The sequence below is a fragment of the Streptomyces sp. NBC_00390 genome (genome assembly GCF_036057275.1).
In the GTDB taxonomy this organism is placed as follows: Bacteria; Actinomycetota; Actinomycetes; order Streptomycetales; family Streptomycetaceae; genus Streptomyces.
This window is the reverse complement of record NZ_CP107945.1, coordinates 6,455,319-6,479,254: the sequence shown is the minus strand read 5'-3', so window position 1 is coordinate 6,479,254 and position 23,936 is coordinate 6,455,319. Positions and strand designations below refer to the sequence as shown.

22 protein-coding genes are annotated in these 23,936 nt (G+C 70.3%); 9 read left to right on the top strand and 13 right to left on the bottom strand.

The window, feature by feature from the left end:
- Positions 1–131: 131 nt before the first annotated feature.
- The 4 genes from OHS70_RS28610 (at position 132) to OHS70_RS28595 (ending at position 4,097) form a co-directional block, all read left to right on the top strand.
- A complete protein-coding gene (locus tag OHS70_RS28610; protein ID WP_328402017.1) occupies positions 132–1,055 on the top strand; it encodes an ABC transporter ATP-binding protein in 924 nt (307 codons plus the stop codon).
- Positions 1,056–1,170: 115 nt separating this feature from the next.
- Positions 1,171–1,938, top strand: a complete 768-nt coding sequence (locus tag OHS70_RS28605) for an ABC transporter permease (protein WP_328402015.1) — start codon at positions 1,171–1,173, stop codon at positions 1,936–1,938.
- 49 nt (positions 1,939–1,987) lie between these two features.
- Complete coding sequence (locus OHS70_RS28600; RefSeq protein ID WP_328402013.1) at positions 1,988–3,103, top strand: hypothetical protein; 1,116 nt, start codon at positions 1,988–1,990, stop codon at positions 3,101–3,103.
- 34 nt (positions 3,104–3,137) lie between these two features.
- On the top strand, positions 3,138–4,097 hold the full coding sequence (locus tag OHS70_RS28595; protein WP_443062672.1) for a COX15/CtaA family protein: 960 nt from the start codon (positions 3,138–3,140) through the stop codon (positions 4,095–4,097).
- A 45-nt stretch (positions 4,098–4,142) separates the two neighbouring features.
- Here OHS70_RS28595 and OHS70_RS28590 read toward each other — a convergent pair whose 3' ends face one another.
- From OHS70_RS28590 to OHS70_RS28580, 3 genes are all read right to left on the bottom strand, one after another.
- Positions 4,143–5,237: an amidohydrolase family protein gene (locus OHS70_RS28590; protein ID WP_328402009.1), complete on the bottom strand. Its 1,095-nt coding sequence runs from the start codon at positions 5,235–5,237 to the stop codon at positions 4,143–4,145.
- Between the two features lie 66 nt (positions 5,238–5,303).
- Complete coding sequence (locus OHS70_RS28585; RefSeq protein WP_328402007.1) at positions 5,304–5,648, bottom strand: hypothetical protein; 345 nt, start codon at positions 5,646–5,648, stop codon at positions 5,304–5,306.
- A 69-nt stretch (positions 5,649–5,717) separates the two neighbouring features.
- Complete coding sequence (locus OHS70_RS28580) at positions 5,718–6,665, bottom strand: heme o synthase (RefSeq protein WP_328402005.1); 948 nt, start codon at positions 6,663–6,665, stop codon at positions 5,718–5,720.
- Between the two features lie 390 nt (positions 6,666–7,055).
- Here OHS70_RS28580 and tkt point away from each other — a divergent pair, with 390 nt between their 5' ends.
- Genes tkt through pgl form a run of 5 tightly spaced genes read left to right on the top strand, consistent with a single transcriptional unit; the run spans position 7,056 to position 13,632 of the window.
- Positions 7,056–9,143, top strand: coding sequence for a transketolase (gene tkt, locus OHS70_RS28575; protein WP_328402003.1), 2,088 nt, complete (start codon positions 7,056–7,058; stop codon positions 9,141–9,143).
- A 34-nt stretch (positions 9,144–9,177) separates the two neighbouring features.
- Entirely contained in the window at positions 9,178–10,296 is a 1,119-nt protein-coding gene (gene tal / locus OHS70_RS28570) for a transaldolase (protein ID WP_328402001.1), read from the top strand.
- Positions 10,297–10,301: 5 nt separating this feature from the next.
- Positions 10,302–11,834, top strand: a complete 1,533-nt coding sequence (gene zwf, locus OHS70_RS28565; RefSeq protein ID WP_328401999.1) for a glucose-6-phosphate dehydrogenase — start codon at positions 10,302–10,304, stop codon at positions 11,832–11,834.
- Positions 11,831–12,853, top strand: a complete 1,023-nt coding sequence (opcA, locus tag OHS70_RS28560) for a glucose-6-phosphate dehydrogenase assembly protein OpcA (protein ID WP_328401997.1) — start codon at positions 11,831–11,833, stop codon at positions 12,851–12,853. Before zwf ends, opcA begins: the two co-directional genes overlap by 4 nt.
- Positions 12,850–13,632, top strand: a complete 783-nt coding sequence (gene pgl, locus OHS70_RS28555; protein WP_328401995.1) for a 6-phosphogluconolactonase — start codon at positions 12,850–12,852, stop codon at positions 13,630–13,632. The genes opcA and pgl overlap by 4 nt, the downstream gene beginning before the upstream one ends.
- Before the next feature lie 82 nt (positions 13,633–13,714).
- Here pgl and OHS70_RS28550 read toward each other — a convergent pair whose 3' ends face one another.
- The 10 genes from OHS70_RS28550 to gap all read right to left on the bottom strand — a co-directional run bounded on the left by OHS70_RS28550 (position 13,715) and on the right by gap (position 23,731).
- Positions 13,715–14,557: a poly-gamma-glutamate hydrolase family protein gene (locus OHS70_RS28550; RefSeq protein WP_328401993.1), complete on the bottom strand. Its 843-nt coding sequence runs from the start codon at positions 14,555–14,557 to the stop codon at positions 13,715–13,717.
- 58 nt (positions 14,558–14,615) lie between these two features.
- The gene (locus OHS70_RS28545; protein WP_328401991.1) at positions 14,616–16,142 is read right to left on the bottom strand and encodes a PH domain-containing protein; all 1,527 of its coding nucleotides are present in this window, start codon (positions 16,140–16,142) and stop codon (positions 14,616–14,618) included.
- A complete protein-coding gene (locus OHS70_RS28540; protein ID WP_328401989.1) occupies positions 16,139–16,645 on the bottom strand; it encodes a PH domain-containing protein in 507 nt (168 codons plus the stop codon). The genes OHS70_RS28545 and OHS70_RS28540 overlap by 4 nt, the downstream gene beginning before the upstream one ends.
- A gap of 4 nt (positions 16,646–16,649) precedes the next feature.
- On the bottom strand, positions 16,650–18,302 hold the full coding sequence (gene pgi, locus OHS70_RS28535; protein WP_328401987.1) for a glucose-6-phosphate isomerase: 1,653 nt from the start codon (positions 18,300–18,302) through the stop codon (positions 16,650–16,652).
- Positions 18,303–18,450: 148 nt separating this feature from the next.
- Positions 18,451–19,686, bottom strand: coding sequence for an MFS transporter (locus tag OHS70_RS28530; RefSeq protein WP_328401985.1), 1,236 nt, complete (start codon positions 19,684–19,686; stop codon positions 18,451–18,453).
- Between the two features lie 109 nt (positions 19,687–19,795).
- Positions 19,796–20,131, bottom strand: a complete 336-nt coding sequence (locus OHS70_RS28525; protein ID WP_072483070.1) for an RNA polymerase-binding protein RbpA — start codon at positions 20,129–20,131, stop codon at positions 19,796–19,798.
- A 135-nt stretch (positions 20,132–20,266) separates the two neighbouring features.
- A complete protein-coding gene (gene secG / locus OHS70_RS28520; protein ID WP_328405962.1) occupies positions 20,267–20,497 on the bottom strand; it encodes a preprotein translocase subunit SecG in 231 nt (76 codons plus the stop codon).
- Positions 20,498–20,601: 104 nt separating this feature from the next.
- Complete coding sequence (gene tpiA, locus OHS70_RS28515) at positions 20,602–21,390, bottom strand: triose-phosphate isomerase (protein WP_328401983.1); 789 nt, start codon at positions 21,388–21,390, stop codon at positions 20,602–20,604.
- Positions 21,391–21,396: 6 nt separating this feature from the next.
- Positions 21,397–22,608 carry a phosphoglycerate kinase gene (locus OHS70_RS28510; RefSeq protein WP_328401981.1) on the bottom strand — a complete coding sequence of 404 codons (1,212 nt, stop codon included), beginning with the start codon at positions 22,606–22,608 and terminating at the stop codon, positions 21,397–21,399.
- A 118-nt stretch (positions 22,609–22,726) separates the two neighbouring features.
- Positions 22,727–23,731 carry a type I glyceraldehyde-3-phosphate dehydrogenase gene (gap, locus tag OHS70_RS28505; RefSeq protein ID WP_328401979.1) on the bottom strand — a complete coding sequence of 335 codons (1,005 nt, stop codon included), beginning with the start codon at positions 23,729–23,731 and terminating at the stop codon, positions 22,727–22,729.
- Positions 23,732–23,936: the final 205 nt, after the last annotated feature.

Sequence of the window (23,936 nt, the reverse complement as noted above, 5' to 3'; positions counted from 1 at the left end):
GCAGCGCGCCTCACCCGGCCGGGTGACGGGGGAACGGCCGGCCGGCGTAATCCGGGGGCCGGGGCCGTGACCATGGCGCGATCCGGACCCGGCCGACCGGGGACCGTCCGCGGCTCCTTAGACTTCCCGGCATGAAGAACGAGTCCGTCGTCCAGGTGCGGGGCCTGGTGAAGCGGTACGGATCCAAAACGGCCGTGGACGGTCTCGACCTCGATGTCACCGCAGGCTCCGTGACCGCCGTCCTCGGCCCCAACGGCGCCGGCAAGACCACCACCATCGAGACCTGCGAGGGCTACCGCCGTGCCGACGCGGGCACCGTGCGCGTCCTGGGCCTCGACCCGGTGGCCGACGCCGCACGGCTGCGCCCGCGGATCGGTGTGATGCTCCAGTCCGGCGGCATCTACTCCGGCGCACGCGCCGACGAGATGCTCCGGCACATGGCCAAGCTGCACGCCCACCCGCTGGACGTGGATGCGCTGATCGAGCGACTGGGGCTCGGCGGTTGCGGCCGTACGGCCTACCGCAGGCTCTCCGGCGGTCAGCAGCAGCGGCTCTCCCTGGCGATGGCCGTCGTCGGCCGCCCCGAACTGGTCTTCCTGGACGAGCCGACCGCCGGTCTCGACCCGCAGGCCCGCCGCTCCACCTGGGACCTGGTCCGCGAGCTGCGCGCCGACGGTGTCACCACCGTCCTGACCACGCACCACATGGACGAGGCCGAGGAGCTCGCCGACGGTGTCGCCATCGTCGACGCGGGCAGGGTCATCGCCCGCGGCAGCATCGAGGAGCTGTGCCGCGGCGGTGCGGAGAACACCCTGCGCTTCACGGGGCGTCCGGGCCTGGACCTCGGCTCGCTGCTCAAGGCACTGCCGGACGGCACGTCCGCGGCCGAGCTCACCTCGGGCGCGTACCGGATCAGCGGCCAGGTCGACCCGCAGCTGCTGGCGACGGTGACCTCGTGGTGCGCGCAGCACGGCGTGATGCCGGACGGCATCTCGGTGGAGCGCCACACCCTTGAGGACGTCTTCCTGGAAATGACCGGCAGGGAGCTGCGGTGATGACGGAGCACAGCGCCGGCATCACCCAGGAGTCCGGCCCGCGGCGAAGCCGCGATGAGGCACAGTGCCCCCCGGGCAAGCACAGTCTGGAACCGACCGGCAAGGAGCTGCGCCGATGAGCGCCGGTACATACGCGCCGAAGCCCGGGGCCGCACCCCTGCCGCGCATGATCGCGGCGCAGGCCGCCTTCGAGACCAGGATGCTCCTGCGCAACGGTGAGCAGCTGCTGCTCACCGTGATCATCCCGTCGCTGCTGCTGGTGCTGTTCTCCACCGTCGACGTGGTCGACACCGGCAGCGGCAAGGCCGTCGACTTCCTGGCACCCGGCGTGCTGGCGCTCGCCGTGATGTCCACCGCCTTCACCGGGCAGGCCATCGCCACCGGCTTCGAGCGGCGCTACGGCGTGCTCAAGCGGCTGGGCGCCTCGCCGCTCCCCCGCTGGGCGCTGATGACCGCCAAGACGCTCTCGGTCCTGGTCACCGAGGTCCTGCAGATCGTGCTGCTGGCCTTGATCGCCTTCCTGCTCGGCTGGTCCCCGCACGGCAGCCCCGTCTCCGTGCTGCTGCTGCTCGTCCTCGGTACGGCCGCCTTCTCCGGGCTCGGTCTGCTGATGGCCGGCACGCTGAAGGCGGAGGCCACACTCGCCGCCGCCAACCTCGTCTTCCTGCTGCTCCTGGTGGGCGGCGGCGTGATCGTGCCGCTGGACAGGTTCCCCGACGGCGTCGCGTCGGTGCTCGCGCTGCTGCCTGTCTCGGCGCTGTCGGACGGGCTGCGCGACGTGCTCCAGCACGGGGCCTCCATGCCCTGGGGCGACCTCGGCATCCTCGCGGTCTGGGCGGTGCTCGGACTGGGCGCCGCCGCCCGGCTCTTCCGCTGGGAGTGACGCACGGGTCAGGATGCTCCTGCCGAGACCCGCACGGTGGGAGGTCTTGATGGAGCGGACTGCCGCACTGCGTCTGGATGCTGAGTGGGCGAAGGTCAGAACGGGCAGACCCGGGGCTTCTCCCCGCAAGCGCGAGCGCATGCTGACCGATCTGATCGCAGCGCTCGCGCCGCACGCCGAGGATGACCTGTCGCTGAGTGCCCGGCTGAGCCTGCGCTACGGGGACCTGGCGCGCCACCACTTCGACAACGGCAGGCGGGACGACGCGCTGAGCGCGGTGGACGAGGCCGTCCGGCGCTGCGAGGAGCCGGCCGGGCACGACGACGAGCACGCCCGCTGGTACGCAAAGGCCCTGATCAGCCGGTCCGTCTATCTGGCCGAGCCGCTCAGCGACGAACTCGGTCTGCCGCGCTATCCCTTCCAGCCCCACGGCGAGCGGCCCCGGCCCTGCGACCGCGCCGACGGTCTCGCCGCCGTGGCGGCGACCGACCTGGCCATCACGGTCTGGGAGGCACTCGACCAGACCGACCCGCGCAACCGGGAGGGTCTCGCCAAGGCGTATGTCTTTCTCGGCGACCGGCTCGAGGAGCTGGGGCGGCCGGTGGAGGCGGCCGGGTGGGCGGTTCGGGCCGAGCGTGAGTTCCGCGAACTGTGGCAGGCGCCCGATCCGGCGGGGCGCGCGCATACCGCGGTGCTGGAGCACCTCGGCGACCAGCTCGAGCGCCGGCTGCGGCGCTGTCCGTTCGACGGCGGTCTGACCCGGCTGCGGCGTGAGGCGCTGCTGCCCGACCGGCTGCTGCCGCTCGCCGTGGTGGGGGCCCGGATCGAGGGCATCGGGGCCGAGGCGATCGCCGAAGGGCTCGCACTGGAGGTCGCCGAAGTGCGCCGCATCCTGCGGTCGCGCTGCTGGCGTGCGGTGTGGCGGTTCGACGTACGCCGTGACGACGGGTCCTGGGCGCCGATGGCTTTCCCGTGGCGCGGCATGGACGCCGTCGCCGACCGCAGCGCCGAGGCGGTCGCGGCGGATCTGGCGGATGCCTTCAGCCGCTCGCCCGACCGGCCGCCCGCCGCGCACTGGCGGTTCGCCCTGTGGTGGGAGGAGGAGGACCAGCTGGAAGGGTCGCGTTTCCGGAGGGCCTTCGCACCCCCTGCCGACCCCTCGTGAAAGTGTGCACAAGCCTCTGCTTACGATAGGGCCCGTGCAGACCCCCCTCGCCTATATCGCCCAGCGGTGGACACCGTCCCCCAGAACGCTCCGGCGTGCCGCGCTCTCCGCAGTCGTGATGAGCGTGGTCATCATCGTCACGGGCGGCGCGGTCCGGCTGACCGGCTCCGGTCTCGGCTGCGACACCTGGCCCAAGTGCACGGACGACAGCCTGTTCGCCACGCCTGAGCAGGGTCTCCACGGCGCGATCGAGTTCGGCAACCGGATGCTCACCTACGTCCTGTCGGCCGCGGTCGGCTGGGCGATCATCGCCGTACGGGCGGTCAAGCCGCGGCGGCGGGGGCTCAGCCGGATCGCCTGGTCGCAGTTCTGGATCGTCATGGCCAATGCGGTGGTGGGTGGCATCACCGTGTTCGCGGGCCTGAACCCGTGGACCGTGGCGGGGCACTTCCTGCTCGCCAACGCCCTGCTCACGGTCACGACGATCACCTGGGTACGCACGCACGAGGGGGACGGCGTCCCGCGCCCCCGCGTACCGCGCCCGGTCCGCAAGCTGTCCTGGGCGATCATCGCGGCCTCTGGGGTCCTGATCGTGCTGGGCACCTCGGTGACCGGCTCGGGCAAGCACGCGGGGGACAGCAGCAAGGTGCCGCGTATGCCGTGGGACTGGGTCGACGCCGCGCACATCCACGCGGTGGCTGCCTGGGTGGTCTGCGCGCTGGCCGTCGCCATGTGGCTGGTCCTGCGGGTGGTGGACGCGCCCGACGACACCCGGGCACGGGCCCGTGATCTGCTGATCGTGCTGCTGCTCCAGGGGGCGGTCGGCTACGTGCAGTACTTCACGCACGTCCCCGAGATCCTGGTCGGCCTGCACATGCTCGGCTCGGCGCTGATGTGGATCGCGGTACTGCGTCTGGCACTGAGTCTGCGGGAACGCGAGGAGCTGGAGACGGCGGTCCCGTCCCGGCCCGGCGGTGCGCTCTCCTCGGTCTGACCGGCCGGTGGACGGCGGGGCCTTGCGCCGCGCCCCTGGGATGTCTCACAGCCCGTACACCCGGCGCGCGTTGCCCGACGCGAGCATCGTGGCCACGCGTTCCGCGTCCGAGCGCGCCCACGCGCCATCGGCGACCCACTCGCCCAGCACCCGGCCGACCGCTTCCCGGAAGATCCTCGCGCCCACCACATGCATCTCGGGCAGCCCTTGCGCCCCGCTGGAGAACAGCAGTTTGCCGAAGGGCGCGAGCTCCAGGATCTCCGCGAGCACCGCCGCCGCCCGTGGCCCGGTCCGGGCGATCGTCGGACCCAGATCCGCGTACACGTGAGGGTGCGCGCTCGCCAGATGCGCGGCGCTGCGGTGGTACGGGTAGCCGTGCAGCAGCACGAGATCGGTGCCGAGCCCGGCCGTCGCCGTGGCGAAGGGGGCGAGCAGCAGCGGGTCCCGGACGCCGACGTGCAGTTGCAGCGGCAGACCGGAGGCGACCGCGATCCACAGCAGGTGCCGCAGCAGGACGGGGTCGTCGATGGGATCGCCCGCGTGGCGTACGGCCAGCCAGCGCCCCGCGGCCCCGCGTACCTCCCCCGCCCCCGGCGGCTCCGGGGCCTCGGCCAGGCTTTCGTGCACGGCGGCCACGCAGGTGAAGGCGACGGCCGATGCGGCTGCGCCGTGGACGGCTTCGGCGAGGTTGGCCAGCAGGGCCTCGACGGTGCCCGAGGTGTCGGCGACCTGCTCGGCAAGCAGCTCGAGCCGGACGATCTCCCGGGCGTCGGCGGCTCCTGCGGCGGCGATCTCGGGCGGCCCCGTGAAATCGCCGGGGCGCCCGGTGTCCACCAGGTACGTGGTGATCCCGGTGCCGCGCAGCAGCCGTCTGCCCGCCTCCAGCACCCCCAGTTCGCGGCGGCGGGCCAGGTAGCGGGCAGGCGGGCAGTGGGGCTCCAGGCCGAGCAGCGGCGGACACCAGCGCCGTACCGCGAACCCGGTCTGCGTGTCGAAGAAGGTCGTCCCGGGCGCCGGCGGCGCGGACGGTGCCGCGGCCGGCGCAAGATGCGCCTCGAAGGTGCCAAGGCCCAGTTCGGTGCGGAGCACCCCTTGGCAGTAGTGGTCGACGAGGTGCACCGCGGACGCAACGTCGATCATCGGGGGCTCCCTGCCTAGGACCGTGCTTCCACAGTCCTAACGGGTGACCCCCGCGCGAGGTGTTGGTCAGCCGTTGGACGGGCCGCCGACCTGGATGCCGGCCATGCGGGTCCACTCGTAGCGGCCGGTGCGGACCTTGGCCGCGAAGTCGCCGTCGAAGGACTCGTGCAGGGTGATGCCGGACTTCTCGGCGGCGTTCACCGCGATGGCGTGGGTCGGCGCGACGAGGTCGCCCCAGCCGCCGTCCTCGCCGACGAGGACGATCCGGGTGCCCATCTGACCGATGTACGCGAGCTGCCCCTCGGCGCCGCCGTGCTTCTTGGCGAAGGCGCCGATCTGCTTGGCGAGCTTGGCCGCCTTGCGCTCGGCGCGGGCGTCGGGCGCGGTCTCTTCAACCTTGGTTTCTGCCATGTGCCGCATGCTACTCGCGGGTAGATCGTTCTGCGATGCCCAGGTGGAGTGGCCTCGGCCACCCCGGCGTCAGCGCAGGAACGGGTCCACGGCGATGGCCACGAAGAGCAGCGAGACATAGGTGATGGACCAGTGGAACAGCCGCATCTCCTTCAGCTTGCCGCCCGTTGCCCCGCTCTTCGCCCGGTGCTGCAGGGCGTGCGCCTCCCACAGCCACCAGCCCCCGGCGGCCAGGGCGACCGCCGTGTAGAACCAGCCGGTGTAGCCGAGCGGCGTCAGCAGCAGCGACACGGCGACCATCACCCAGCTGTAGAGGACGATCTGGCGGGCGACCACCGAGTTGGAGGCGACCACAGGGAGCATGGGCACGCCCACGCGCGCGTAGTCCTCCTTCACCTTCATCGACAGCGGCCAGTAGTGCGGCGGCGTCCAGAAGAAGATGACCAGGAAGAGGATGACCGCGGCCCACGACATCGAGTTGGTCACGGCGGACCAGCCGATGAGGACCGGCATACAGCCGGCGATGCCGCCCCAGACGATGTTCTGCGCGGTACGGCGCTTGAGGATCATCGTGTAGACGACGACGTAGAACAGCAGCGCACCCAGTGCCAGCGCGGCGGACAGCCAGTTGACGAGCAGCCCGAACCAGAGCGTGGAGATCACGGCGAGCGCGAGACCGAAGACCAGCCCCTCGCGCGGCGACACCATGCCGGTGACCAGGGGGCGCTGCGACGTGCGGTCCATCAGGGCGTCGATGTCCCGGTCGATGTACATGTTCAGCGCGTTGGCGCCACCCGCGGAGAGGTAGCCGCCGACGCACGTCGTCAGCACCAGCCAGAGGTCGGGCACACCCTGCTCGGCCAGGAACATCACCGGCACGGTGGTGATCAGCAGCAGCTCGATGATGCGCGGCTTGGTCAGCGCCACGAATGCCTTGACGCGGGCCCCGAACGGCCGATGGCCCCCCGGGCTGGGAGTCAAGACGACCCCTGCGGGTCGGGACTCGACGGCCGTCACGCACACCCCTGACAGAGAAATCCCAGCAAGCCTCCGGGGGTGCCTCCCATGCCCGAAGGGCTATGGAGGAGTGAGGACCCGCTGCAAGGACTTGCGCGTACCACGCCACTCTAGACGTTGCCCATCCGCCGATCTTCGCCGGGGGTGGCTCGTGTTGAGCACCGGGCCGGCGTCCTGCGTATACATGCGCGGCATCGTTCCCAAGAGGCGGAGAGCACCTGGTGCCCGCACCCTGGCAGTGTCCGATCGGAGAGACGCGCACTCGAAAGGAGGCGCGTTGCTGCGAGGGTAGGCTCGACATCGGCTGCCGGTCCTGTGACCGGGTGGCCACCAGCCCGGTTACCCCTCAGTCACCGGGATTCGACATGTGGAGAGGAGCCCTGACTCAGGGTGAGCACCAAGCCGACCACCACAGACCTCGAGTGGACCGCACTGGACCAGCGGGCAGTCGACACCGTCCGCGTCCTGGCCATGGATTCCGTACAGAAGGTCGGCAACGGCCATCCGGGTACGGCCATGAGCCTGGCCCCTGCCGCCTATGTGCTCTTCCAGAAACTGATGCGGCACGACCCCGCGGACGCCGACTGGACCGGTCGTGACCGGTTCGTCCTCTCCGCCGGCCACTCGTCGCTCACGCTCTACATCCAGCTCTACCTGGCCGGCTACGGCCTGGAGCTCGACGACCTCAAGGCGTTCCGCACCTGGGGCTCCAAGACTCCCGGTCACCCCGAGTACGGGCACACCACCGGTGTCGAGACGACGACCGGCCCGCTGGGCCAGGGCGTCGCCAACGCGGTGGGCATGGCGATGGCCGCCCGCTACGAGCGCGGCCTGTTCGACCCGGACGCGGCCCCCGGCAGCTCCCCGTTCGACCACAACGTCTGGGTGATCGCCGGTGACGGCTGCCTCCAGGAGGGCATCTCCCACGAGGCGTCCTCGCTGGCCGGCCACCAGAAGCTGGGCAACCTCGTCCTGCTGTGGGACGACAACCACATCTCGATCGAGGGCGACACCGAGACGGCCGTCTCCGAGGACACCCTCAAGCGCTACGAGGCCTACGGCTGGCACGTCCAGCGCGTCGAGCAGCTGCCGAACGGCGACCTCGACCCCGCCGGCCTGTACCGCGCCCTGAAGGCGGCGCAGGCCGAGACCGAGCGCCCGTCCTTCATCGCGGCCCGCTCGATCATCGCCTGGCCGGCCCCGCACGCCCAGAACACCGAGGCCGCGCACGGCTCGGCGCTCGGCGACGAGGAGGTCGCGGCCACCAAGCGCGTTCTCGGCTTCGACCCGGAGAAGAGTTTCGAGGTCTCCGACGAGGTCCTCGGGCACACCCGCGAGGCGCTCGACCGCGGCCGTGAGGCCCGCGGCGCGTGGGAGAAGACCTTCGCCGAGTGGCGCACCGCCAACCCGGAGCGCGCGGCCGAGTTCGACCGGATCCGCTCCGGCGAGCTGCCCGCGGGCTGGGAGGAGAAGCTCCCCGAGTTCGAGACCGGGAAGGGCGTCGCGACCCGTGCCGCCTCCGGCAAGATCCTTCAGGCGCTGGGTGCGGTCGTCCCCGAGCTGTGGGGCGGCTCCGCCGACCTCGCCGGCTCGAACAACACGACGATCGACAAGACGTCGTCGTTCCTGCCCAAGGGCAACCCGCTGCCGGAGGCCGCACCGTACGGCCGCACCATCCACTTCGGCATCCGCGAGCACGCGATGGCCGCCGTGATGAACGGCATCACACTGCACGGCAACACCCGTGTCTTCGGCGGCACCTTCCTGGTGTTCTCCGACTACATGCGCAACGCGGTGCGGCTCTCGGCGCTGATGCACCTGCCGGTGACCTACGTGTGGACGCACGACTCGATCGGTCTCGGCGAGGACGGCCCGACGCACCAGCCGGTGGAGCACCTGGCCTCGCTGCGTGCCATCCCGGGGCTGAACATCGTCCGCCCCGCCGACGCCAACGAGACGGCGATCGCGTGGCGCGAGATCCTCAGGCGCTGGACCAAGGAGTTCGGCAAGGGCGCTCCGCACGGCCTCGCACTCACCCGCCAGGGCGTGCCGACGTACGAGCGCAACGAGGACGCCGCCAAGGGCGGTTACGTCCTCCTGGACGCCGAGGGCGGCGATGCCCAGGTCGTGCTGATCGGCACCGGGTCCGAGGTGCAGCTGGCCGTCGGGGCGCGCGAGCAGCTCCAGGCAGCCGGCATCCCGACCCGGGTGGTCTCGATGCCGTCCGTCGAATGGTTCGAGGAGCAGGACCAGGCGTACAAGGACAGCGTCCTGCCGCCGGCCGTCAAGGCGCGGGTCGCTGTCGAGGCCGGTGTCGGGCTGACCTGGCACCGCTACGTCGGCGACGCCGGCCGCATCGTCTCACTCGAGCACTTCGGCGCCTCGGCCGACGGCAAGGTGCTGTTCCGCGAGTTCGGCTTCACTCCCGAGAACGTGGCCGCCGCCGCGCGGGAATCTCTTGAAGCCGCTGCACGCTGACGCCGGTACACGACAAGTAGGAGATGCAACTCTCATGACAGACGCACTCAAGCGCCTCTCCGACGAAGGCGTCGCGATCTGGCTGGACGACCTGTCGCGCAAGCGGATCACGTCCGGCAATCTCGCCGAGCTGATCGACCAGCAGCACGTCGTGGGCGTCACCACGAACCCGTCGATCTTCCAGAAGGCCATCTCGTCCGGCGACGGTTACGAGCAGCAGCTCACCGACCTCGCCGCCCGCAAGGTGACCGTCGAGGAAGCCCTGCGCATGATCACGACGGCGGACGTGCGGGACGCCGCGGACGTACTGCGGCCGGTCTTCGACACGACGGGCGGCCAGGACGGCCGTGTGTCGATCGAGGTCGACCCGCGGCTCGCCCACAACACGGCCGCCACGATCGCCGAGGCCAAGCAGCTGGCCTGGCTGGTGGACCGGCCGAACACGTTCATCAAGATCCCGGCGACCAAGGCGGGCCTGCCGGCGATCACCGAGGTCATCGGCCTCGGTATCAGCGTCAATGTCACGCTGATCTTCTCACTGGAGCGCTACCGCGAGGTGATGGACGCCTACCTGGCCGGTCTGGAGAAGGCCAAGGCCGCAGGGCTGGACCTCTCGAAGATCCGTTCGGTGGCGTCGTTCTTCGTGTCCCGTGTGGACACCGAGATCGACAAGCGGCTGGACGCGCTGGGCACGGACGAGGCGAAGGAGCTGCGCGGCAAGGCCGCCCTTGCCAACGCCCGTCTCGCGTACCAGGCGTACGAGGAGGTGTTCGGCTCCGACCGCTGGGCCGCCCTCGACAAGGCGCAGGCCAACAAGCAGCGTCCACTGTGGGCCTCGACCGGCGTCAAGGACCCGGCGTACAAGGACACGCTGTACGTCGACGAGCTGGTCGCCCCGGGCACGGTCAACACCATGCCGGAGGCCACCCTGGAGGCCACGGCCGACCACGGTGAGATCACCGGTGACACGGTGCGCGGCACCTACGAGCAGGCGCGCGCCGATCTCGACGCCGTCGAGAAGCTGGGGATCGCCTACAACGACGTGGTCCGGCTGCTGGAGGACGAGGGCGTCGAGAAGTTCGAGGCGGCCTGGAACGACCTGCTCAAGTCGACCGAGGCCGAGCTCGAGCGCCTCGTTCCCTCGGAGGGCTGAGGACCTTGTCCGGTATTGACGGAGCCAATCCGCTCCGTGATGCTGCCGACCGACGGCTCCCGCGTATCGCGGGGCCGTCGGGCCTGGTCATCTTCGGGGTCACCGGCGATCTGTCGCGCAAGAAGCTGATGCCCGCCGTCTACGACCTGGCCAACCGGGGGCTGCTGCCCCCGGGCTTCTCGCTCGTCGGCTTCGCCCGTCGCGAGTGGCAGGACGAGGACTTCGCGCAGGAGGTCCACGACTCGGTCAAGCAATACGCGCGTACGCCGTTCCGCGAGGAGGTCTGGCAGCAGCTCATCCAGGGCATGCGGTTCGTCCCGGGCACCTTCGACGACGACGACGCCTTCGAGCAGCTGAAGTCGACGATCGAGGACCTCGACAAGGTGCAGGGCACCGGCGGGAACTTCGCGTTCTATCTGTCGGTGCCGCCGAAGTTCTTCCCCAAGGTCGTCCGGCAGCTCAAGAAGCACGGGCTCGCCGACCAGAAGGAGGGCTCCTGGCGCCGGGCGGTCATCGAGAAGCCGTTCGGGCACGACCTGGCATCCGCCGAGGAGCTCAACCAGGTGGTGCACGAGGTCTTCCCGTCGAACGAGGTCTTCCGTATCGACCACTACCTCGGCAAGGAGACCGTCCAGAACATCCTGGCGCTGCGGTTCGCGAACACGCTGTTCGAGCCGATCTGGAACCGGTCGTACGTCGACCATGTGCAGATCACCATGGCCGAGGACATCGGCATCGGCGGCCGGGCCGGCTACTACGACGGGATCGGCGCCGCCCGTGACGTCATCCAGAACCACCTCCTGCAGCTGCTCGCGCTGACCGCCATGGAGGAGCCCGCCTCCTTCGACGCGGACGCGCTGGCCGCGGAGAAGACCAAGGTGCTGGGTGCGGTGAAGCTGCCCAAGGACCTGTCCAAGGCGACCGTGCGCGCGCAGTACGCGGCGGGCTGGCAGGGCGGCGAGAAGGCGGTCGGGTACCTCCAGGAGGAGGGCACCGACCCGAAGTCGAAGACCGATACGTACGCCGCGGTCAAGCTGGAGATCGACAACCGCCGCTGGGCGGGTGTCCCGTTCTATCTGCGCACCGGCAAGCGGCTCGGCCGGCGGGTCACGGAGATCGCGGTGGTCTTCCAGCGCGCCCCGCACTCGCCGTTCGACTCGACGGCCACCGAGGAGCTGGGGCAGAACGCCCTGGTCATCCGGGTGCAGCCGGACGAGGGCGTCACGATGCGGTTCGGCTCCAAGGTGCCCGGCACCTCGATGGAGGTGCGGGACGTCTCGATGGACTTCGCGTACGGCGAGTCGTTCACCGAGTCGAGCCCCGAGGCGTACGAACGGCTCATCCTCGATGTGCTGCTCGGCGACTCCAACCTCTTCCCGCGCGTGGAGGAGGTCGAGCTGTCCTGGAAGATCCTCGACCCGATCGAGGAATTCTGGGACAGGAACGGCAAGCCCGCGCAGTACGCGGCCGGCACCTGGGGACCGGCCGAGGCGGACGAGATGCTCGCACGAGACGGACGGAGCTGGCGTCGGCCATGAAGATCGACCTTACGGACACGACCGCCAGCAAGATCAACAAAGCGCTGGTGCAGGGCCGCCGCGCGATCGGCACCCCTGCCGTCGGCATGGTGCTCACCCTCGTCATCGTCACCGACGAGGAGAACGCCTACGACGCGCTGAAGGCCGCCAACGACGCCTCCCACGAGCATCCCTCGCGCACCCTGGTCGTCATCAAGCGGTTCTCGCGCTCGCCGCGCGACCGCGCGAAGGCGCGTCTGGACGCCGAGGTACGGGTGGGCGCGGACGCGGGCACGGGTGAGACGGTGATACTGCGGCTGTACGGCGAGATCGTCGACCACGCCCAGTCGGTGGTGCTGCCGCTGCTGCTGCCCGATGCGCCGGTCGTGGTGTGGTGGCCGGTGAATGCGCCGACGGACCCGGCCCAGGACCCTCTGGGCTCGCTGGCCCAGCGCCGGGTGACGGACACCTACGCCGCCGAGCAGCCCGTGCGCGAGCTGACTGCGCGCGCCGAGGCCTACACCCCCGGCGACACCGATCTGTCCTGGACCCGGATCACGCCGTGGCGCTCGATGCTCGCGGCCGCTCTGGACCAGGTCAGCTGCCAGGTCACCTCGGTCCAGGTGGAGGGCGAGGAGTTCAACCCGAGCTGCGAACTGCTGGCGATGTGGCTCGCCGACCGGCTGAAGGTGCCGGTGAAGCGGTCGGCGTCGGCGGGCCCCGGACTCACCTCCGTACGGCTGGAGTCCTCCTGCGGCCCGATCGTGCTGGACCGGGCGGACGGTTCCCTGGCCACCCTGTCCATCGAGGGACAGCCGGACCGGGCGGTGGCACTGAAGCGGCGTGACACGGCCGAGCTGATCGCGGAAGAGCTGCGCAGGCTCGACCCCGACGACACCTACGCGTCGGCGCTGCGCTACGGCGTGGACCGGCTGGGCGAGGGCTACGCGGAGCCTGCGGCGTCCGCGGAGGCCGGGGCCGGGCCGAAGCCCGCTGCGGCGAAGAAGGCCGCCCCGGCCAGGAAGGCGGCGTCGAAGTGAGCGCGGCACAGCTGGTCGTGCACCGCGACAAGGAGCTGATGGCACAGGCCGCAGCGGCCCGGCTGATCACCAAGGTCGTCGACGCCCAGGCGGCCCGCGGCTCGGCCTCGGTCGTACTGACCGGCGGCCGCAACGGCAACGGGCTGCTGGCTGCGCTGAGTTCGGCGCCCGCCCGGGACGCGATCGACTGGTCGCGGCTCGACCTGTGGTGGGGCGACGAGCGGTTCCTGCCCGAGGGCGACCCGGAGCGCAATGTCACGCAGGCCCGCGCGGCGCTGCTGGACAGCGTGCCGCTGGACCCGGCCCGGGTGCATCCGATGCCCGCGTCGGACGGCGAGTACGGCTCCGACGCGGATGCTGCGGCGGCTGCGTACGCGGCCGAACTCGCGGCCGCCGCAGGCCCGGAGGACCATGGCCCGGTGCCGACGTTCGACGTGCTGATGCTGGGCGTCGGCCCGGACACTCATGTGGCCTCGCTCTTCCCCGAGCTCCCGGCGGTCCGCGAGACGGAGCGCACGGTCGTCGGCGTCCACGGCGCGCCCAAGCCGCCGCCGACCCGTATCTCGCTGACGCTGCCGGCGATCCGCGCGGCACGCGAGGTCTGGCTGCTCGCGGCGGGCGAGGACAAGGCGAAGGCGGCGCAGATCGCGCTGTCGGGCGCCGGTGAGATCCAGGCACCGGCGGCCGGGGCGTACGGCCGGGCCCGGACGCTGTGGCTGCTGGACGCGGCGGCGGCGGCGCAGCTTCCGCGGGGCCTGTACCCGCCCGCCTCGGCATAGCGACGACCGGCGGACGCCGAAGGCCCGTGCCGCCCTCGTGGCGGACCGGGCCTTCGGCGTCCGTGCCCGGACCGGCCCCGGGTCAGAGGATCATCTGCTCCGAGCCGGTCTCCAGCTTCGCGATCGCCGCCCGGCAGGCGCCGACGAACCGGTCGAAGACCTCCGTGGTGCTGCCGGCCCGGCCCGCCCTGGTGTTGACCGTGAACATGGCGCCGCGCAGTTCCCTGGTGATCTCCAGCTGGGCGCCCTTGCCCAGCATGGTGCGGTTGCACGGATTGTGGGCGTGGACGCCCGCCAGGTCGGGCACCTCGTCTCCGTCCCGCCAGGCGATGCGGGCCTTGTCGAACTCGGCCGTCAGCAGGTTCTTGAAGGTGCGGTTCAGACCACCGACGACCACGGCCTGAGGATTCGCCGTGCCGGCCTGGCCGGCGGTGCAGCCGTGCAGGCTCAGGACGTTGAGGCTGCTCGCGGCCATGGACACGGCGACGTGGTCGTCACAGTTCCTGGCCGTGACATGCAGCTCGCTGTTCCCGGCGGACAGCAAACCCTCGAACATCCAGTAGTCGTGCCGCGAGAATCCGTCCTGAAGCGGCACCAGCGTCGCCGGGTGGTAACCGGCCACGGCGAGACAGAGTTCGGACGTACCCGTCTCGATGCCTCCACCGTGCAAAGCCATGACCGTGGTGCGGTTGTAGGCATGTCTCCGGTCGTACGAGTGGTCGGTGTACTCGTGCCTCTTGTAGCGGCGGGCGAAGTCGATGCCCTCCTTGCCCGCGAGCTTGGTGTAGAGGTCGGTGTTGGAGGCATAGCGGTCCGGCTCGTCCGCGGCGTGGGCGGGGGTCGCGGTCGCACCGGCGAGCAGGGGACCGCTCACGGATGCGGCGGCGAGTGCGGTCAGGACCGTACGACGGCTGGTGAGTGTCATGGTTCTCATGATCACCGGCATCGAAGTACCGTGCGCGGTAAGGGAGTTGTGGTGTACGTCACCTCTCGCCGGGCGGCCGGCCGACGGACTCCAGGAACGGCTCCAGCACTCCCGGCACAGCCTCCGCGGCGAACACCAGCCCCTCGCCCTCGGCCGCGTCGTACACGCCGTACGCCCCGGCTCCCGCGGCGGTCGTCGCGATCAGGGTGAGCAGACCGGACCGGCGCTGGAAGACGGACCGCCTGACCGTCCAACCGATCACCCCGGTCCGCTGCAGCGCCACCGTCGTGCGCCGCACCGTGCCCGAGCGGGTCACCAGATAGGCGCCGCTCAGGCCGTGCCCCAGGCTGCGGTACGCGTCGAGGGCGAGCAGCACCGCGACCGGAACCGCCACCGCCGCACACGCCGCCGCGATGAACAGCAGCACAGGCGTGAGCAGCACGCCCAGCAGCGCCAGGACCGCCACCGGGGGCAGCGAGATCATCAGCGCCCGGCGCAGCCGCCGGCCACGCGCCGCCGGAGGGTGGGCGATGAGACGGGCCGCAGCCGTCGGGGCCGTCTCCTCCCGCAGCACCTGCGCCGCGACCTCTCCAGCCAGTGCCACGGGCACGGCGGGCAGCAGCGTCTTGTGGTCGGCGTGCTCGTCCTCGCCGTTCTTGGCCAGTCCGGTGGCGACGGCATCCACACGCGCCGCGCCGAACAGCCGTACGCCCAGCGGCTCGACGAGCTCTATGCCGCGCAGCCGCCGTTCCTCGATGGACACCGACCGGGCGGTGAACAGGCCGCGGCGCACCCGCAGGGTGCCGCCCGGCTCCCGCTCCAGGCGGTAGTTCCACCACATCTCGATCCACAGACCGAGCGCGCCGACGACACCCGTCGCGAGCGCCACGGCGGCCAGCACCACGACGATCCAGACGACGGTGGTGTCCCGGAATCGGTCACCCACCCACTCGATGACCTCACCCTGCGCCCCGAACCACTCGCTGACCTGCATCACGCCACCCGCCGCCGTGCCTCCCAGGAGCGGGGCGACGAAGGACACCGGCGCATACCGGATCCAGGCCGGGTCGAGGGCGGCCAGCACGCCCTCGCGATGGGTGCCGGGCGGCCCGCCCACCGACCGGTCCAGCAGCTCCGTACGCAGCCGCTCCCCCTCGGCCCGGGTGACCGCGTCCAGCTCCAGCGCGGACTCGCCGCCCTCGGTCCGTTCGCCCGTGCCTATCCGCACCTGCACCAGGCCCAGGACGCGTAGCAGCGGATTGGCCGTCAGATCGACGCTGCGGATGCGCTCACGGCCCAGGGAGCGCCGCTTGACCAGCAGCAGCCCGGTGTGGAGCTCGGCCCGATCGGGGCCGATGCGATAGCGTGTCCGCCGCCAGCGCACATAGTCCGCGCCGGTCGCCGCGCCGATCACCAGGGCGGCCCCGCCCAGCACCCAGGCGAGGGCCTGTCGCAGCGGCATGTCGCCGAGGAGACCGATCAGGGTGGGCAGCCCGGCTCCGGCCACCACGCCGGCCGTGACGAGCGGGGTGACCAGGAGCGTACGCCCGTCGAGACGCTGCCACTTGTCGTGCTCGGGGCTCATGTGGCGTCCCCGGGTGTGTCCTGGGTGATCCGGGTCAGCCGATCGGCCAGGTCGGCGGCGAGCTCGTGGTCGAGCCCCTCGATCCTGATCGCGCCCTTGGACGAGGCGGTGGTGACCGTGACCGTGGCGAGCCGGAACGCCTGTTCCAGCGGTCCGCGGACCGTGTCCACCGTCTGGATCCGGGACATGGGAGCGATCCGCCACTCCTGCCGAAGCGCCCCGGTGCGGACATAGACCGCCTCGTCCGTGACTTCCCAGCGGTGCACCCGGAACCACCACGCCGGCAGGAAGGCGGTGCAGGCCAGACCCGGCGCCGCCACCACTCCGGCGGCGGCGAGCAGCCACGGCCGCGCGGGCGCGATCAGCGCGCCCAGCACGGCCAGGACCACCACCGGGACCGCGGTCACGAGCAGCAACTGCACTCGCCACCAGCCGACGGCCCGCTTGTCGAGCGTGTTGTTCGGCGGCCTCAGCCGCACCGCCCCCGCCCCCGCCCCCGTCATCGGATCAGTTCCCTCGCAGCGTGCGGTACTTGGCCGCGAGGGCCGAGGTCGAGCTGTCCAGCCGTTCCCCGCCCGTGCCCTGTGTGAGCACGGGCTCGATCTTCTTCGCGAGGACCTTGCCGAGTTCGACGCCCCACTGGTCGAAGGAGTCGATGTTCCAGATGGCTCCCTGGACGAACACCTTGTGCTCGTACAGCGCGATCAGCTGGCCCAGCACGGACGGCGTGAGTTCGTCGGCGAGGATCGTGGTGGTCGGGTGGTTGCCGTGGAAGGTCTTGTGCGCGACCAGCTCCTCGGGGACGCCTTCCGCGCGGACCTCCTCGGGTGTCTTGCCGAAGGCCAGCGCCTGGGTCTGGGCGAAGAAGTTGGCCATCAGCAGATCGTGCTGGGCGGCGAGGCCGGGCAGCAGGTCATCGACCGGCTTGGCGAAGCCGATGAAGTCCGCGGGGATGAACTTGGTGCCCTGGTGGATCAACTGGTAGTAGGCGTGCTGTCCGTTGGTGCCGGGCGTGCCCCAGACCACCGGCCCGGTCTGCCAGTCGACACGGTTGCCGTCACGGTCGACGGACTTGCCGTTGGACTCCATGTCCAGCTGCTGCAGATAGGCCGTGAACTTCGACAGATAGTGGGAGTACGGCAGCACCGCATGCGACTGGGCGTCGAAGAACTCGCCGTACCAGACGCCCAGCAGACCGAGCAGCAGCGGAGCGTTGGCCTCGGCGGGTGCGGTGCGGAAGTGCTCGTCGACCAGGTGGAAGCCGTCCAGCATCTCGCGGAACCGGTCCGGGCCGACGGCGATCATCAGCGACAGACCGATCGCCGAGTCGTACGAGTAGCGGCCGCCTACCCAGTCCCAGAACTCGAACATGTTGACCGTGTCGATGCCGAACTCGGCGACCTTCTCGGCGTTCGTCGACAGCGCCACGAAGTGCTTGGCGACGGCCTCCTGGCCGGCCTTCAGTCCGGTGAGCAGCCAGTTCCGCGCGGAGGTGGCGTTGGTGATGGTCTCGATGGTGGTGAAGGTCTTGGAGGCGATGATGAACAGCGTCTCTTCCGGGTCCAGATCCCGCACGGCCTCGTGCAGATCGGCCCCGTCGACGTTCGACACGAAACGGAACGTCAGATCCCGCTCTGTGAAGGGACGCAGCACCTCGTACGCCATCGAGGGTCCGAGATCGGAGCCGCCGATGCCGATGTTCACCACGTTCCTGATGCGCCTGCCGGTGTGACCGGTCCACTCGCCGGAGCGGATCCGCTCGGAGAAGGCGGCCATCTTGTCGAGCACGGCGTGCACAGCCGGCACCACGTTCTCGCCGTCGACCTCGATCACGGCATCGCGCGGGGCCCGCAGGGCGGTGTGCAGAACGGCGCGGTTCTCGGTGGTGTTGATCTTCTCGCCGCGGAACATCGCGTCCCGCAGCCCGGCCACATCGGTCGCCACGGCCAGCTCGCGCAGCAGCGTCAGTGTCTCGTCGGTCACCAGGTGCTTGGAGTAGTCAAGGTACAGATCGCCGACCTGGAGCGTGTACTCGCTGCCGCGCGCCGTGTCGGCGGAGAACAGCTCCCGCAGATGTGTCCCGCCCAGCTGCTCGCGGTGCTTGCCGAGGGCGATCCATTCGGAGGTCTGGTTGAGCCGGGTACGGCCTTGTGCATTCACTGGAATTCACCTCGGGAGGACGGTCCGCTCAGCCCCGCCGACCTGCTACCGGCCGGGGGTCCGGGGGCTGTCCCCCGGGAAGACACAGCATCTCGGACATCGGCAACTTCTTCTGGTATCAGCCCGCATGCCTCGCTGCGGTTCCAACCTAATTGATCAGACCGGCAAGTGAGACGACGGCCGGGACGAAGAGCCCGGCTGCCAGCAGAGCCGGCGTGTTCGCGCCCCAGGCGGCCACGGCCGCCCCGCCCGCGAGCGCGCCGAGCGGGGCACCGGCGACCGCGAGCGTACGGAACGCGGAGCTGATGCGGCCGAGCATTGCCGCGGGGCTGCGCTCCTGCATCAGCGTCGTCTGGTTGACGTTCCACACCATGCCCATGACGGCGAACACCGCCATGGCGGCGATGGTCACCCACAGCGCCCGCACGGACCCGACGGCGACCAGGCATCCGGTCTGCACGACTCCGGCGGCGAACACGCTCCGTATTCGTCCGAACCGCTCCGCCAGGCGGCGTGCCAGCAGCCCGCCTGCCGCGCTGCCCACCCCAAATGCGGTGATGACCGCCGCATACCCGGCGTTCCCCGCGTCCAGCCACACCGTCACGTGCACCACGAGCGTGGCGATGAGCGCGCCCATGCCGATGTTGCAGAGCGTGGTGGCCACGCAGATCCCGCGCAGTGCGCGGTCGCGCCACAGATGGCGCAGACCGGCCGCGATCTCCGCGCGCAGGGTGCTGCCACCCGCCCTCGGTGCCCGGTCGGGCGCCGAGGCCCGCAGGGAGGCGATCAGGGCCGCGGCCACCACATAGGTGGCCGCGTCCGCCGCATACGGCACGGCAGCACCCGCGACGAGAAGTACCGGCACCACGGGAGCGGCCACCAAGCCGCCCGCGATCTGCTGCGCGGTCATCAGGCGGGCGTTGGCACTGCCCAGGGCCTCTTCGGGCACCAGCGACGGCAGCAGGGCCGTGGCGGCATTGTCGAAGAGCGTCTGGAGCGTGGTGAGGGTGAAAGCGAGGCCGAGCAGCAGGGCGATCGACGCGTGGTCCAGCCGGACGGCCAGGGCGAAGGCGCCCATCAGGGCCCCTCTGAGCAGATCGACGGCCCACATGGCGCGCCGCTGGTCGACCCGGTCGGCCACCGCGCCGCCGACCAGTCCGAACAACAGCCACGGCAGATAGCCGAAGGCGGTCACGGCGGCGATCAGCAGCGGGTCGTCGGTGAGCGAGGCGGCGAGCAGCGGCATCGCGGCGGTCCGCAGCGCATCTCCGAACCGGGACACGACCGCGGCCGTCCACAGCCGGCCGAATCCTCCACGCCACGCGGGAGTTCGCGGCGCCGTCGCACCTGTCACCGCCACAACGCCCCCCTTCGGTCCGGTCATCCAGAACCGTACGGGGTGCCACTGACAACGGCCGGGCCCGGCGGTCCGCACCGCCCGGCGACGCAAAAGTCCGGCCGTCACCCTCAGGTGTCCGACCGGACCTCAAGCTCTAGATCTCGCCCCGCAGTTTGGCGAGCGCCTCGGCGAGGATCGCCTCGCCGTCCGCGTCACTGCGGCGTTCCCGTACATAGGCGAGGTGCGTCTTGTACGGCTCGGTGCGCGGCGGGTCCGGGGGGCTGTCCCGGTCCTGACCGGCCGGGAACCCGCAACGCGGGCAGTCCCACGTCTCCGGGACCTGTGCGTCACTGGCGAAGCTCGGCTGCGTCTCGTGCCCGTTCGAGCACCAGAAGGAGATGCGGAGGCGCGGCGCGGACTCGCCTCGCTCAGCCTCGCCCATCGGCCCCGCTCCGACCCGGCTTCCCCGGATCGCGTTGCCACTTGCCACGGTCGTAACTCCCTGCGTGATGGTGCTGCACAGCGTCTCACAGCGGCTGCGCCGCGAGTGCCCCAGTCTACGTAAGGCCCAACGCTCGTCCAGTGATTGGAGTTACACCCCAGCTCGGGACGCGGAACCTGTGGGTCAGCTGTCCAGCTTCATGAGCAGACCAAGTACGACAATGCTCGCGAACCAGAGCAGACCGACAACGACGGTGATGCGGTCCAGGTTGCGCTCGGCGACCGAGGAGCCGCCGACCGAGGACTGCATTCCGCCTCCGAACATGTCGGAGAGGCCGCCGCCCTTCCCCTTGTGCATCAGCACCAGCAGCATCAGCAGGCCACTGAAGACGATCAGGGCGATCGAGAACCCCATAACCACGGCTGGACCAACTTCCTAGGACTGGTATGGACGACGGGGGCCGAGCTCCATGAGCTTCGGCCCCCGCAAGGGTACGCCGGATCTGCGCTAGCGCATACTCACTGGTCGCGGAACCGGACGATCTTGACGAACTCCTCCGCGTCCAGCGCCGCGCCGCCCACCAGGGCGCCGTCCACATCGGGCTGCGCCATGATCGCGGCGACGTTGCCGGCCTTCACCGAGCCGCCGTACTGGATGCGGACCTTGTCGGCCAGCTCCTGCGAATACAGCTCGGCGAGACGCCCGCGGATCGCTCCGCAGACCTCCTGGGCGTCCTCGGGGGTGGCGACCTCGCCGGTGCCGATGGCCCACACCGGCTCGTAGGCGATGACGATGGATTCCGCGTGCTCGGCCGGGACGTCCTTCAGGCCGCCGTCGATCTGCGCGAGGGTGTACGGCACCTGCCGGCCCGCCTTGCGGACCTCCAGGCCCTCACCGACGCACAGGATCGGTGTCAGACCGTGCCGGTACGCGGCCTTCACCTTGGCGTTGCAGATCTCGTCCGACTCAGCGTGGTACTGCCGGCGCTCGGAGTGACCCACCGCGACATAGGTGCACTTCAGCTTGGACAGCATCGGGCCCGAGATCTCACCGGTGTAGGCACCGGAGTCGTGAGCCGAGATGTCCTGGGCGCCGTACTTGATCTTGAGCTTGTCGCCGTCGACCAACGTCTGGACCGAGCGCAGGTCGGTGAACGGCGGCAGGACGGCGACCTCGACCGCGTCGTAGTCCTTGTCCGCGAGGGCGAAGGCGAGCTTCTGGACGTGGGCGATGGCCTCGAGGTGGTTGAGGTTCATCTTCCAGTTGCCCGCCATCAGCGGGATGCGGCCCTTTTCAAGAGCGGTCATGCGGGGTCAGTCCTCCAGTGCAGCGAGTCCGGGAAGCGTCTTGCCCTCGAGATACTCGAGGCTCGCGCCGCCGCCGGTCGAAATGTGGCCGAATGCGTTCTCGTCGAAACCGAGCGTACGGACGGCGGCAGCGGAGTCGCCACCGCCGACGACCGTGAAGGCCGAGCTGTCGACGAGCGCCTGGGCGATCGCGCGGGTGCCGCCCGCGTAGTCGGGGTGCTCGAAGACGCCCACAGGGCCGTTCCAGAAGACGGTCTCGGCGTCGGCGATCTTCGAGGCGTACAGCTCACGCGTCCTCGGGCCGATGTCCAGGCCCTCCTTGTCGGCCGGGATACCGTCCGCGTCGACCGTGACGAACTCGGCCGGGGCCTTGGTCTTGAGGTCCGGGAAGTCCGCCGCGGCCAGGATGTCGACGGGCAGTACGAGCTCGACGCCGTTCTTCTCGGCGCGCTCCATGTACTCGATGACGGTCGGGACCTGGTCCTCCTGGAGGAGGGAGACACCGACCTCGTAGCCCTTGGCCTTGAGGAACGTGTACGCCATGCCGCCGCCGATCAGCAGCCTGTCGGCCTTGCCGAGCAGCTGGTCGATGACGGCGAGCTTGTCGGAGACCTTGGCGCCGCCGAGCACGACGACATAGGGACGCTTGACGTCCTCGGTGAGCTTCTTCAGCACGCCGACCTCGGTCCCGATGAGGTAGCCCGCGTAGTGCGGCAGGCGCGCCGGAAGGTCGAACACCGAGGCGTGCTTGCGGTGCACGGCTCCGAAACCGTCGCCGACGTACACATCCGCCAGGGCGGCCAGCTGGTCGGCGAACGCGCCGCGCTCGGCGTCGTCCTTGGAGGTCTCGCCGGCGTTGAAACGCAGGTTCTCGACGACGGCGACCTGGCCGTCGGCGAGGGCCGCCACCACGGAGGTGGCGGAATCGCCGACCGTGTCGGTCGCGAACGCCACCTCGGCGCCGAGCAGTTCGCCGAGCCGCTTGGCGGCCGGGGCGAGCGAGAACGCCGGGTCCGGGGCGCCCTTGGGGCGGCCCAGGTGGGAGGCGACGACGACACGCGCGCCCGCCTCGGCGAGCTTGGCGATGGTCGGCCGGACGGCGCGGATGCGGCCGTCGTCGGTGATGGTGGTGCCGTCGAGCGGCACATTGAGGTCGGCGCGGACGAATACCCGCTTGCCCGCGACCCCGTCGGCCAGGAGTTGGTCGATCGTCTTCATGAAATTACGGCTCCTCGGAGGGCTGGACGTGCGACAGGGCTCGAACCGCGCCACATTGCGCCGGCCGAGCCCTGTCGCTTACATCGTGGTGCTCTCGTTGCAGATCAGAAGGTGCAGATCAGAGCTGGTTACCGACGAAGACCGTAAGGTCCACGAGACGGTTGGAGTAGCCCCACTCGTTGTCGTACCAGCCGACGACCTTGACCTGGTTGCCCTGGACCATGGTCAGGGAGGAGTCGAAGGTGCAGGAGGCCGGCCAGTTCACGATGTCCGAGGAGACGATCGGGTCCTCGGTGTACTCCAGGATGCCCTGGAGCTGTCCCTCGGCGGCCTTCTGGAACGCGGCGTTGATGTCGTCCTTGGTGACCTCGGCGTTGAGCTCGATGACGAGGTCGGTGACCGAGCCGGTCGGGACCGGGACGCGCATGGCGATGCCGTCCAGCTTGCCCTTGAGCTGCGGCAGGACCAGGGCGGTGGCCTTGGCGGCACCCGTCGAGGTCGGGATGATGTTCTCCGCGGCGGCGCGGGCGCGGCGCAGGTCGGAGTGCGGGAAGTCCAGGATGCGCTGGTCGTTCGTGTACGCGTGGACCGTGGTCATCATGCCCTTGACGATGCCGAAGTTCTCGTCGAGAACCTTGGCCATCGGCGCCACACAGTTGGTGGTGCAGGAGGCGTTGGAGATGACGTGGTGGTTGGCCGCGTCGTACTTGTCCTGGTTGACGCCCATGACGATGGTGATGTCCTCGTCCTTGGCCGGAGCCGAGATGAGGACCTTCTTCGCGCCACCGGCGATGTGCTTCGCGGCGTCCGCCTTCTTGGTGAAGATGCCGGTCGACTCGATGACGATGTCGACGCCCAGCTCACCCCACGGGATGTCGGCCGGGTTGCGCTCGGAGAGCACCTTGATGGTGTGACCGTCGACGGTGATCGTGTCGGCGGTGTGGGTCACCTCGGCCTTGAGGCGGCCGAGGATGGTGTCGTACTTCAGCAGGTGGGCCGTGGTCGCAGTGTCACCCAGGTCGTTGACAGCCACGATCTCGATGTCTGCACCCTGCTCCAGCAGCGCGCGGAAGTAGTTACGACCGATGCGGCCAAAGCCGTTGATGCCTACGCGGATCGTCACGAAACCGATCTCCTCGTTGGTACGCCGGTTTTCGACGCCGGCGAGCTGTATGGGATGTCCCCGACCGCCTATGACCCTACCCCCCACGAGGGCCCCGAGTGACATCGAGAGGGCGCGTGTATTGCCTGGTGGCTCGTACCCGTCAGTAGGGTCACGAGCCGCCGGAGCACTGCACCCGGCCCGGGTACGCCGGACCGGGTGCAGT

What these genes read in the sequence shown, in the direction of transcription:
- OHS70_RS28610 (WP_328402017.1), top strand. Translation starts at nt 132, where the DNA reads ATGAAGAACGAGTCCGTCGTCCAGGTGCGGGGCCTGGTGAAGCGGTAC.
- OHS70_RS28605 (WP_328402015.1), top strand. Translation starts at nt 1,171, where the DNA reads ATGAGCGCCGGTACATACGCGCCGAAGCCCGGGGCCGCACCCCTGCCG.
- OHS70_RS28600 (WP_328402013.1), top strand. Translation starts at nt 1,988, where the DNA reads ATGGAGCGGACTGCCGCACTGCGTCTGGATGCTGAGTGGGCGAAGGTC.
- OHS70_RS28590 (WP_328402009.1), bottom strand. Translation starts at nt 5,237, where the DNA reads ATGATCGACGTTGCGTCCGCGGTGCACCTCGTCGACCACTACTGCCAA.
- OHS70_RS28585 (WP_328402007.1), bottom strand. Translation starts at nt 5,648, where the DNA reads ATGGCAGAAACCAAGGTTGAAGAGACCGCGCCCGACGCCCGCGCCGAG.
- tal (WP_328402001.1), top strand. Translation starts at nt 9,178, where the DNA reads ATGACAGACGCACTCAAGCGCCTCTCCGACGAAGGCGTCGCGATCTGG.
- opcA (WP_328401997.1), top strand. Translation starts at nt 11,831, where the DNA reads ATGAAGATCGACCTTACGGACACGACCGCCAGCAAGATCAACAAAGCG.
- OHS70_RS28550 (WP_328401993.1), bottom strand. Translation starts at nt 14,557, where the DNA reads ATGACACTCACCAGCCGTCGTACGGTCCTGACCGCACTCGCCGCCGCA.
- OHS70_RS28545 (WP_328401991.1), bottom strand. Translation starts at nt 16,142, where the DNA reads ATGAGCCCCGAGCACGACAAGTGGCAGCGTCTCGACGGGCGTACGCTC.
- OHS70_RS28540 (WP_328401989.1), bottom strand. Translation starts at nt 16,645, where the DNA reads ATGACGGGGGCGGGGGCGGGGGCGGTGCGGCTGAGGCCGCCGAACAAC.
- OHS70_RS28530 (WP_328401985.1), bottom strand. Translation starts at nt 19,686, where the DNA reads ATGACCGGACCGAAGGGGGGCGTTGTGGCGGTGACAGGTGCGACGGCG.
- secG (WP_328405962.1), bottom strand. Translation starts at nt 20,497, where the DNA reads ATGGGGTTCTCGATCGCCCTGATCGTCTTCAGTGGCCTGCTGATGCTG.
- tpiA (WP_328401983.1), bottom strand. Translation starts at nt 21,390, where the DNA reads ATGACCGCTCTTGAAAAGGGCCGCATCCCGCTGATGGCGGGCAACTGG.
- OHS70_RS28510 (WP_328401981.1), bottom strand. Translation starts at nt 22,608, where the DNA reads ATGAAGACGATCGACCAACTCCTGGCCGACGGGGTCGCGGGCAAGCGG.